This window comes from Parabacteroides sp. AF39-10AC (assembly GCF_003635405.1).
In the GTDB taxonomy this organism is placed as follows: domain Bacteria; phylum Bacteroidota; class Bacteroidia; order Bacteroidales; family Tannerellaceae; genus Parabacteroides; species Parabacteroides distasonis.
Window position 1 is genome coordinate 1 of the sequence record NZ_QTLP01000020.1, and the last position, 11916, is coordinate 11916.

Sequence of the window (11916 nt, forward strand, 5' to 3'; positions counted from 1 at the left end):
ACATCTAAAGACTCCGAAAGACCGGCTCCGGACACACTAAGTGAAACACTACCTGATCTAATGGTAATTGGGAATAAGCATCTTGATTCTCAAAAATTCCGGCAAGCTCGCCTAAAGTTCTCCGGCTCTTTACCACACCTTCCCCCTTTAGCTCATCTTGAAAAAATGACAAGGATGGGATTACAATCTTTTTATGTTCCATGATATTCTATTTTACGATACAACTTATATCGCAAAAATAGATCGAATACCTTGGGCTTTATTTTAGTATTTTTCCAAACAACTATGAAATCCTGCCCTTATTCTCCATCCAGGCGCTCCTTATATTTTTTCTGGTACTCGGATGGAAGCATATTCGTGGTTTTCTTAAATTGGCCGATGAAGTTGGATAGATTATTGAATCCGGCCTCGGAGCTAATCGTGGATATCTTCAGATTTCCCTCTATCAATAGTTTTTTCGCGTGTCCTATGCGCATGTCATTCAAGTACTCCACGAAAGTCTTCTTGGTCCGTTTCTTGAAATAACGACAAAAAGCGGTCGGAGTCAAGCCTACCAAAGCGGCGACTTCCTCCAGCTTCACTGGAGACGTGAAGTTCTTCACCAGATATTTATAGACCTTATTGAAACGCTCGAAATCGTCCGAGTTGACCGTTTCCGTAAACCCCGTACTGGCTAATATCTCATATTCTTCGGAAGTCGCCATTAATTCCAGTAAAGCAATCAATTTGATCACCCTACTCGCTCCCGTCTCATTGGCGGATTGGCTGATCAGCTCGGCAATCTTCTTCCGGGACTTACCCACAAACTTAATCCCTCTACGGGAACGCTCTATCAATTCCCGGATATTATTCATCTCCGGAAGACGGATTAAATTAGGTTCAAAAATCTGACGCTTGAAGAACAAGCAAATACAAGTAGCCCGCAAGCCAGAGCTCTTATCGAAATAAACAGGGTCGTTTCTCCACTCATGTGGCAGTTGAGGGCCGATCATACAAACATCGCCCTCGAAATATCCTTCCACATGATCCCCGACAAAGCGAGTACCCGTACCACTTGTGATATACATTATCTCAATAGCCGGATGGTAGTGCCAAGGCACTATAAAATGCGGTAGATCCTCCACATAGAAATGAATGTGACTATCTATCGGGAATGGCAGTTCTTGAAATAATGGTTTCATAAGCTTTATACTAAAGGTTTCAACCTCTCGATCAGTTCATCCCCAAGCGCCCGTTTATTCACGATATGTTCCTGCACGGCGGTAACAAACGGATTATTCACGAAATCTCCTCGAACACCCTCGAAATCCTGTTGTTTTTCCTTGTTGGAACCATCCACTCCGAAACCGATCATAGAAGTCAAAGAGAATTCCTTACGGGCATCCTCATAAAGCATCTCATCCAAGCGGATCACACATTCTTGCCAACGACGAACCAGATCAATAATCTCCGCGGCGGAAATCGAACGGAGATCCACCCCATAATAACGTTCGATCATCTCGTAGGCCCATGTCCATTCCAAGGAATAATAACGTCCGTGAACCAAACGGAAAAAGCATTCCACATCCTCTAAGGAAGCGATTTCCCCCTGTTCGATATCTTGCAACAAGGCATCTAGCGGTTCCCTCGGGAGGATCAAGCCCGCCAAGTCCAGCCATTCTCCGGAGCCTTTGGATTCCGTAGGACGCAATTGCTCCCAGACCTCTTCCATAGAATAATAGGTCGTACCTTCCAAACGCTTGATTAACGAGTTACCAAAGAACTTATTAATTGCCATGCCATAAAAGTTCAACGCATTCCGGAGTGAGGAACCTTTTATACGAGTATTCTGATAATAATAAATCTCGGAAGTCTCTCCAACCAATGCCTGCAGGTTTTTCAAGATATCCACCGCTTTCAGCATCTTCTGGATCGTATAGGGACTCAATAGATTATAGTTAATCATATCCAAGCGATCCGGGTCCGTACGTTTATCACGCTTCGGCCATTTCTGGGCATCACGGATCGTACCTACGCTGCGAAGATTAATTCCCGGGACTAAGTAAGTCTCATCATCCTTCTCTATTAAATAGGAGAAGGGAATATCGGAAGTATCGCTATGGTGATGATGGCGACCCATTACCAAAGAGAAAGCGCCAATACGGGCCGGCCAAAGGATATACGAGTCGCTGGTCGTCTTGGAACCACGTTCCACGATCCCTTGATGAATCGGTCCCAGCTTATACATATGATTACTCTGGTTGGAGCCACTTCCCGCGTTCAAGAACGAATACATTCCCGCTATCAGCAAACTGCTCTTATGCATAGACACCGTAAACGGACCGGCGAAAATAGCGCAAGCCTCCCCATTCTCGAAAGCGCAGTTGCTGAACAACAAGGAATCATGGGCCGAGAAGTTATGCGTCACTTGGCAAGCCTGTCCGATAAAGCAACGGATAATCTTAGCGGCATCCGCGATCTTGGCTCCCGAAGAGACAATGAAATCTTGCGCGATCACACTATCCCCGATAAATACCGGGGCCTCTCTCTTACTATTTACGGAACCATTTTCCAGACGTGCGCTATTCTCTATGGTCGCGTAATCACCAATCTTCACGTTACGGATCGTACCGGTATTGACAATCTTGACCTTATCGCCAACCGTTCCCTCCGTAGAGGCGATACCCTCCGTATAAGCGGTAATCATATCCCGCAAGCGTTCGATCAAGGCCGGACGATGGCGGTACAAAGCGATAATATAAGCCAATGAAGCCGACAGGCCATCGTAAATCGGAACCTCACGCCCGCCGGTCTCATTCAAGACCGACACCTCGACATTATTCCCGAACGTAGCCTTGCCTTCCACCAACATAACATTTATATTCTGGATAAAGCAGTCATCACCGATCCGGTAATTAGCGATATAATTCTGTACGTTCTCGATCAGCACATTATCCCCCAACGTACAATTATGCAGGGTAACATGACGAAGCCCGCTATGCTTTACCAATCCTCCCGGCAGGGTAAACACCTTACGAAAGGCTCCTAACTTAACCACTCCTGAAAAACGTACATGGTTCACATATTCAATATCAAACACCTCTGGAACCCAAACTTGATTCCAATCATCGGCCCGGCAAGCCTGAGATCGCAAGGTGGCGATCTCATCCGGCCGCAAATTTCTCAAATGATTCATTGGTACTAATTTTGTAAGACTCTACTCTTCATCGTATTGCTGAAAGAGGAAGTCATTGTAAGGGAAACGGGTGATATGGATTTGTTTGACCCGTTCATACAACATCTCTTTCAACGCCTCTATATTCGTACGTTCCTTGGCGGAGATAAAGATGCAATTATCTTGCAATTTTCCCATCCACGTACGTTTCAGTTCATCCAGATCGATATTCTCACGACCACGAGGGGTCAAATCATCTTCCTCTTTCGGGACAAAGGTAAATGCGTCCACCTTATTGAAAACCATGATCATCGGTTTCTCGGTCTTATCGATCTCCGCCAACGTACGGTTCACGACCTCTATTTGCTCCTCAAAAGTCGGGTGTGAGATATCCACGATATGTACCAGCAAATCCGCCTCCCGTACCTCATCCAAGGTAGATTTAAAAGATTCCACCAACTCGGTCGGTAACTTACGGATAAATCCGACCGTATCAGACAGCAAGAACGGCAAGTTCTCGATAATTACCTTGCGTACGGTCGTATCTAGCGTAGCGAACAACTTATTCTCGGCAAAGACCTCACTCTTGCTCAATAAGTTCATCAAGGTAGATTTACCTACGTTCGTATATCCGACCAACGCTACACGTACCATCTTACCCCGGTTTTTCCGTTGTACGCTTTTTTGCTTGTCAATATCCACCAGCTCTTTCTTCAATCGTGCGATCTTATCCAAGATAATACGTTTATCAGTCTCCAACTGTGTCTCACCCGGACCACGCATACCTACGCCGCCTCGCTGACGCTCCAAGTGTGTCCACAGACGAGTCAAGCGGGGTAACATATATTTATATTGTGCAAGCTCCACCTGTGTCTTCGCATGGGCGGTCTGTGCACGGCTAGCGAAGATATCCAAGATCAAGCTCGTACGATCCAAGATTTTCACCTGCAATTCTTTCTCAATATTACGGAGTTGCTTCGGACTCAGCTCATCATCAAAGATCACCAAACCGATCTCATTCTCTACCACATACTCCTTAATTTCCTGCAATTTACCGGTCCCGACAAAAGTGACGGAATTCGGGTAATCCATTTTCTGGGTAAAACGCTTTACCGCATCCACCCCTGCCGTATCGGCCAAGAAAGCCAATTCGTCCAGATATTCCTTAACTTTTTGCTCATTTTGCTCAGGGGTAACCAAACCCACCAAAACGGCCTTCTCGGTCTGTGCCTCAGATATGATAAATTCTTTCATGCCACAAAGATATATTATTTCAATTATTTACGTATATTCGCGAACATATTTACAAATATAAATCAACTTAGCTATGAAAAAGAGAATTTGGCATCTATCCAGACGCGTTGTCGTTTGTACGGTATTCCTATTCGTACAACAATTTATCCAGTCACAAGTTTCAAATCCGTCTACATGGGAAAGCTTTGTGCAAAGTAACGCAAATATATCTATTCGAGATACGTTTCGGATGCAGACATTTGAGGGACTTGCTTCTGATAATTGGGATTATGCCATTACAGGTGAAGCCCTTATTGAAGATATCTCCGGCGTGAAAGATATTCCTAACAGCCACGGAAACTACGGGTTACGAATGCCAATGAATACGCAAGCGGCTTTCGAGCATTTCACGTTAACAGATCATCAAGATATAAAAATCAGTATACGGAAAGGGGGCATCCATTTAATGCTCGAAGAAAAGATGCAAGTTAAGACTTACCGCCCTAACAAACCAGAATATGTGTCGATCATAACTTTAAATAAAGACGATGCTACTGCTTCATTCGAAAAGACGGATATAGGCAGCAATCCCCCGGGATTGGATATTATCGTCCCCACACCGGCTGCCAATACCAAAAACGGCTATTATTATGTAGACAGCGTTTACGCACACGGCATGATTCCTACCTATTCCCTATTTACCGGAAACAGCGATTGGAACCATGAGGATCGCTGGAGCCACCTACCCGCCTACCGTCACCGCAACGCCTTGATTAACGGTAATATCTCCATAAATACAAATATCAGCTGTAAAGATATCTTTATTGGCGATGGAAACATCCGTATTTTACCAACCGGAAATCTATCCGTAAATAACCTTACCATCTATCCTAATGATGGTATCTTGGCGTCTTCCTCCACCTTGCGATCGTCCGGAACTATTAACATCTCCGGCAAAATAACGATCGAGAAGACCTTCGCTCAAAAAGGCAAATGGTATTTTATCTCCTTCCCCTTCGATGTATTCGCTTCCGGCATAGACCCGGATTTCCAACTGGGTGATGACAAAAGCGATACAAACGGTAATTACTTTTACGTACAAACCTACAACGGAGAAAAGCGAGCTAATTCACAAAGCCCTTCCAACAACTGGGAAGTCATACCACAAACAATAATCAATACATCCCAGCCCATCTTCAAGAAGAACAAGGGATACCTAATCGCTATTGACGCCTCCGCCGATCGCCAGAACCTCCGTTTCTCCTCGAAAGCAGGAGATATCCCTATAGATTTCGGAAAAAACGGTCAAGCCTCTATTCCGGTAAGCATTAACAACCAAAGCCAGAACCAGAATCACAACGGCTGGTATCTATGCGGTAATCCCCTGCCGGCTCCTTTAGCTCTTAGTCAAATAGAATCAAACTCGGCCTTAGACGGATACATTTATATATATGACGGCTCCACCTACCAACCCTACGTGATCGGTAGCGATTTCGCCATCCCTCCATTCTCCGCTTTCTTTGTCAAAGCGCATAAAAGTACCAGCCTATCTGTATATAATACATCCGAACCAGACAATTATAAATTATTATCAACGAACGCACCCATATCTTTCCCGACATCGGAACCTCAAGCCCGACAAGATTCCCCTGTTTCCAATCAAGTATTTTCATTTCCGGAATTAAGCTATCAGCTAGAGAACAAGACTTTATTCATTACTAATCTTCCATCCCCCGGTAAAGTCGAACTGTTTACTCCGGCAGGCATATTAGTATTCACGCAAGCGGTACAGGCAGGGAACCCTATCCTCCCGATTCCCCTCCCACAAGGTTTATATATCTTAATTATTCAAACAGAACATTATCGGGCACAATACAAATGCGTTTTAACCTCCTAAAGCCCGAAACAATCTTATATCTTTGCCCTGTTTTTAGAATAAAACGAATATGAAGAAGATCAATATCACAACAATTGCCTTACTTGTTTACTTAATCGTAATGAGTATCATCGGCTGGCCGGGAAACAATCCCGGAAACAATTATACCGAATATTTCTTGATGATCGGCGCTACGCTCGTCATCATCATCCTTCTACGCTATCTGCAAGTCAAACGTCTGAGAATGCGAGATAAGTGGAATAAAGACGATGATCCTGCCAAGCAATAAAAACACAGCCTGTTTTTCTTCACAGAAGAACAGGCTGAATGAACTTTATTTTATTACACTAGTATTAATATTACTGCTTTTTCGCCCTCACAGGCTACTTGAATGTCTCATAAAGACTACGCACAGTATAAATTATTCGATTATAAATAAGTACAATCTTAACAGGACACACACACCACTTGTTTCGCTTACTTTCTTAAAATGAGTTACTTTCATAATTCTTACATTTTATTCACTAGTACTAAAACGTCATTAACCAATACGTAAAAGACAGCCGATATCATTTTTGTAATCGTAGCCTAATCGTCATATCACTGAAAGGCAATACAATCGTGAACACATTTTTAATAACATAGACATATCATCGTAATATAATCACACGTCCTTTGCGTTCTGAAAAAATAGATTAATTCTAATATATTTTAAGGACAAAAGGATGGACAACAGAAATTACTTTACGATGGCGATTCCCGCTCTTTTGCTAGGCGTAGCATACTTACAGCCAATCAATGCGGCACCAGCGGAGGATCTGCCAAACGTTACTGGACGAATGACGATCACCCAACAGACATTCACGGTAAGTGGCGTAGTCGCCGATACGAACGGAGAACCAATTATCGGGGCTAACGTGATTGAGAAAGGGACTACAAATGGAGCCGTAACCGATTTTGACGGCAAATTTTCTCTCTCGCTGCAAAACAAGCAAAGCATATTGGTCGTTACTTATATCGGTTATAACACCAAGGAGATTCCAGCCGGGAATGGTTCTCCCCTCACGATCCAATTGCAGGATGACACCCAGAACCTAGACGAGGTTATCGTGGTAGGTTATAGTGTACAGAAGAAAAAAGACCTTACCGGTGCTGTTTCCGTACTGGAGGTAGGCGACCTGAAAGATACCCCGGTATCCAGTGTAGATCAAATGATGCAAGGTAAATTGTCCGGCGTAAACGTAATCCCGGATAATATGCCCGGCGGAGGCGTAGCGGTACGTGTACGCGGTTTCAGCACGATCCGTAACAATGATCCGCTTTATATCATCGATGGCGTGCCAGTAGAGGGCGGCATCAATTTTCTCAACCCGAATGATATCGAAAGTATGCAGGTATTGAAAGATGCTTCTTCCGCTTCCATCTATGGCGCACGTGCGGCAAACGGCGTGGTTATCATCAGTACAAAAAAAGGGAAGGAAGGTACTTTCCGGGTAAACCTAGACGCTTACGTGGGAGTACAAACCTCGGCAAAACAGATGCGTATGCTAAACGCCCAAGAATATGGCGACTTATTATGGCAGGCACAGCGTAACGACGGGAAATCACCAGTAAGCGACGTGTATGGCTCCGGCGAGACCGCCGTAATTCCGGAATTCCTTGACGCAGATCACCGTCTTCCCTCGGGAGACGTGGATTGGGTTGACGAGATCATGCAAAAAGCCATGGTCCAGTCCTATAACCTCTCTCTGGCGAAAGCAGATAAAGTTAGCAGCCACTTGTTCTCCCTAGGCTATTTCAACCAAGACGGTCTTATGAAATATACTGGTTTCGAACGTATATCCGGACGTTTCAACAATGAGTTCAAGCTCTTCAACGATCGTTTGAAAATCGGTGAGAACGCCACATTATCACATGCGTGGGGAACCTCGGTCACCAATAACGCCGCACTGGGAGGTATGTTATACAACGCCTATAAGACCGTATCCATTACCCCTGTTTACGATCTGGACGGGAATTTCGGCAGCAACCCGATCGCCGACATCTCCAACCCGTTAGGCGAATTATACCGTAATAAGGATAATAAAGATCGTACCACCCGTCTATTCGGTAATCTATTCGCCGAACTGAATATCCTAGAGGGACTTTATTTCAAGACCAACTTCGGAGCGGATTACAAAAACCTGTATAAACGAAGCTTCAAGGCCAAATACAACGAATTGAACACCCAGCAACCCTTGAGTACGTTGAGCACGCAAAACCGTTGGAACTTCAATTGGGTATTCACGAACACGTTAAACTATTTACGGACATTCGATAAACATACGATCGGAGCCTTATTAGGTATCGAGACAAACCGTTATCAAGAGGAATACTTCTCCGCCTCCCGTGAAGGCTTTGCCTCGGATGACGATAACTTCCATTTCCTCGATGCGGGCGATAGCGGCTCCCAGAAGAACGCAGGTTCTGCCTTTACTTCCAAGATGATGTCTTATTTCGGTAAAATTGATTATAATTTCGACAACCGCTACTTATTCTCAGCCACGTTCCGACGTGACGGATCTTCTAAACTTGGTAACAATAAATGGGGTAATTTCCCGGCTGTCTCCGCAGGCTGGCGTATCAGTAGCGAACCGTTTTATGATATTCCGGCTATCAGCAACATGAAAGTCCGCATAGGTTGGGGACAAAACGGCAACTCTGATATCCCGGCTTATTCTACGATCGATTCTTACATGAGTAATCCGAACCACTCCAACTATCCGATCGACGGTAGCCAAAATTCCGTGACAACCGGATACACCCAAACCCGTTACGGTAACGCAAACCTGAAATGGGAGACCACCACGCAAACTAATGTCGGGCTGGATCTAGGCTTCCTAGATAACAGCCTAACCGTTGTGCTGGATTGGTTTAACAAAGATACCAAGGACTTATTATGGGAGCGTCCCTTGATCGGTACCGTGGGGGGTACGAACCAAACGGTATGGGACAATGTCGGGAAAATGCGTAACCGGGGTTTCGAAGCTGAGGTCAGCTACAATAAGAGCATCAATAAAGATTTCGGGTTCAATGTCGCCTTCAATATGTCCGCTATCAAAAACAAGATGACTGAATTAGACGGTGATGTCTCCTATATCGGACTGCCTACCAGCGTGATTCACTCCCTCAACTTCGATCAAGAGGTTTCTCGTTCCGCCATCGGACAACCAATCGGCTCTTTCTACGCTTATAAAGAAGACGGTTTATTCCATAGCGAGGCGGAGATCAAATCATATACCAATAATAAAGGCGAACTACTCCAACCCAACGCAAAACCGGGTGATATCAAGTTCGTAGACGTAAACGGAGATGGCGTAATAGACGGTAACGACCGTGACTATATCGGTAACCCGCTCCCCGATGTCACGGCAGGCCTTACATTAGGAGTCAACTTCCATAATTTTGACCTCAGTCTATTCTTTCAGGGAATGTTCGGAAACGATGTATACGACTTGACCCGTTATGTGGGTGATTTCTACAATCAATCGCAATACAACAAAAACAGCCGTGTCGTTAACGCATGGACACCGACCAACACGAATACGGATATACCCCGTGTCACCATGGACGATCCGAACAATAACATCCGGCCCTCGTCCTACTATGTGCAAGACGCCTCTTTCGTTCGCTTAAAGAACATGAAAATCGGTTATTCCGTACCTCAGTCCATCCTATCCAAGATTAAGTTCAATAGCTTGTATATCTATGCGCAAGCAACCAACTTATTCACGATCACCGGATACGACGGTATCGATCCGGAAGTGGGATTGCAAAGTTACTCCAGTGACTACCGTAACCTAGATATGGGTGTGGACCGCGGCATCTATCCGTTATCCCGCACCTTCACCTTTGGAGTAAACGTAAGTTTTTAATCATCAAACAACAACAAACAAGAATATGAAGAAAATGATTATAGCGGCCTGTGCCGTATTCGCATTGACATCATGCAGCGATTTTCTGGAAGAGACACCTGTAGGCGAACTGACTCCCGAACAAGCACAAGATCCCAATAACATTGAGGGATTGATTATCTCCGCCTATTCCATCCTAGACGGCCAGATGGACGATGCCAGCTCCGGCTTGAATTCAGGATGCTCCAACTGGCAATTTGGCGATGTGATCTCAGACGATACCTACAAAGGCGGAGGTGGTACGGGAGACCAGAACCCGGTTCACTTGATGGAAATCTTCCATATCGACCCGACTATCCAAGATTACAATCGGAAATGGCTAGCCTTATACGAGGGCGTGAACCGCTGTAACCAAGCGATCCGTATCCTCAAAGGCAGCGATTATGATAAAAAGGAGACCCGTATCGCCGAGATGCGTTTCCTGCGTGCCCATTTCTATTTCAACTTAAAGATCATCTATAACCAGATCCCATATTTCGACGAGAGTGTCAGCGATCCTTCCGCGTTCGCCTCTATCTCGAATAAGGAGTATACATCCGATCAATTATGGGAGAAGATACTGAATGATTTTAAGGCCGCCTACGAAGGTCTCCCGGATTCCCAGCCGGATGTGGCACGTCCATGCAAGATGACGGCCCGGGCTTATATGGCTAAAGTTTACTTGTTCCAAGGCAAATGGCAGGAATGCGCTACAGCGACGGATGAGGTGATCAATTCCGGCAAATACCAGCTACTCCCCGACTTCCGGAATATCTTCTTGCCGGAAAATGACAACTGCCCTGAAATTTTATTTTCAGTCCAAGCCTCTATCAACGATGGCTCCCCGAACAACTACAACGGAAATCCGGGCGACCGTTTGTTACCTCCGGGAGGCCCTTATCCCAACTATGGTTTCCTTCGTCCTTCCCAAAACCTAGTAAACGCTTATAAGACCGACTCCAACGGCTTGCCTTTGGAAGACGGCATAGACGTTTCGGAAAATGATTATGTAGACACCCGCCTAGACCACACGGTAGCCCGCCCCGGAATCATGTTCCTAGATGTCCAACTCTATGACTGGACTCCTCGTGAGGCTACGGTTTACGGTCCGTATAGCCCGAAAAAACGTATTGTCTCCAAGAACTCAAGTTACTATTTGGCTATCTGGCCATACGTAAACGCATTGAATGTTTATATTATTCGATATGCGGACGTGTTATTGTGGCGTGCCGAAGCTGCTATCGAACTAGGCGATTTGGCTACCGGATTGAAATACATCAACCAAGTTCGCGAGCGTGCCATGAACAGCCAGACCGTAAAAACCGCTGACGGGACAGCGGATGCCGCCAAATACCGGATCGGATTATATCCGTCATTTTCCGACAAAGAGGAGGCGATCCGAGCCTTACGTACCGAACGACGTCTGGAATTCGCCTTAGAAGGTGAACGTTTCTTTGATCTAGTCCGTTGGGGAATCGCCTCAGACGTGATGAACACTTATTTCGAGCATGAGAAGACATTCCGCTCTCATCTCCAAAATGCCCGTTTCATCAAAGGGACCCACGAATACGGCCCGATACCGCAAGCGGTTATAGACCTTGCGAAAAATGGAATCATCGAGCAAAACCCAGGATATTAATGGGAATGCTCCCATTCTTCTTAAAAGAAATAGCTCCTATCCGAATATTCGGGCAGGAGCTATTTACATTTGTCTTTATATC

Annotated in this window: 8 protein-coding genes; 5 read left to right on the top strand and 3 right to left on the bottom strand. The window is 45.2% G+C overall.

Going from position 1 to position 11916, the window contains the following annotated elements:
- Nucleotides 1–204: hypothetical protein (locus DW033_RS24970; protein ID WP_233554229.1), on the top strand; the 204-nt coding region annotated here is incomplete at its 5' end.
- A 95-nt stretch (nt 205–299) separates the two neighbouring features.
- Here DW033_RS24970 and DW033_RS16785 read toward each other — a convergent pair.
- The 3 genes from DW033_RS16785 to hflX are packed head-to-tail and all read right to left on the bottom strand — an operon-like array spanning nt 300 to nt 4408.
- On the bottom strand, nt 300–1181 hold the full coding sequence (locus DW033_RS16785) for an AraC family transcriptional regulator (RefSeq protein ID WP_005863332.1): 882 nt from the start codon (nt 1179–1181) through the stop codon (nt 300–302).
- Nucleotides 1182–1186: 5 nt separating this feature from the next.
- A complete protein-coding gene (locus tag DW033_RS16790) occupies nt 1187–3175 on the bottom strand; it encodes a DUF4954 family protein (protein ID WP_048927040.1) in 1989 nt (662 codons plus the stop codon).
- Nucleotides 3176–3196: 21 nt separating this feature from the next.
- Nucleotides 3197–4408, bottom strand: coding sequence for a GTPase HflX (gene hflX, locus DW033_RS16795; RefSeq protein WP_005859898.1), 1212 nt, complete (start codon nt 4406–4408; stop codon nt 3197–3199).
- A gap of 73 nt (nt 4409–4481) precedes the next feature.
- Here hflX and DW033_RS16800 point away from each other — a divergent pair, with 73 nt between their 5' ends.
- From DW033_RS16800 to DW033_RS16815, 4 genes are all read left to right on the top strand, one after another.
- Nucleotides 4482–6284: a T9SS type A sorting domain-containing protein gene (locus DW033_RS16800; RefSeq protein ID WP_122382959.1), complete on the top strand. Its 1803-nt coding sequence runs from the start codon at nt 4482–4484 to the stop codon at nt 6282–6284.
- 49 nt (nt 6285–6333) lie between these two features.
- Nucleotides 6334–6552: a hypothetical protein gene (locus DW033_RS16805; RefSeq protein WP_005863339.1), complete on the top strand. Its 219-nt coding sequence runs from the start codon at nt 6334–6336 to the stop codon at nt 6550–6552.
- Between the two features lie 436 nt (nt 6553–6988).
- Complete coding sequence (locus DW033_RS16810; RefSeq protein WP_122382960.1) at nt 6989–10177, top strand: TonB-dependent receptor; 3189 nt, start codon at nt 6989–6991, stop codon at nt 10175–10177.
- Between the two features lie 25 nt (nt 10178–10202).
- Nucleotides 10203–11834 carry a RagB/SusD family nutrient uptake outer membrane protein gene (locus DW033_RS16815; RefSeq protein WP_048927038.1) on the top strand — a complete coding sequence of 544 codons (1632 nt, stop codon included), beginning with the start codon at nt 10203–10205 and terminating at the stop codon, nt 11832–11834.
- The last annotated feature ends 82 nt before the right edge of the window (nt 11835–11916 follow it).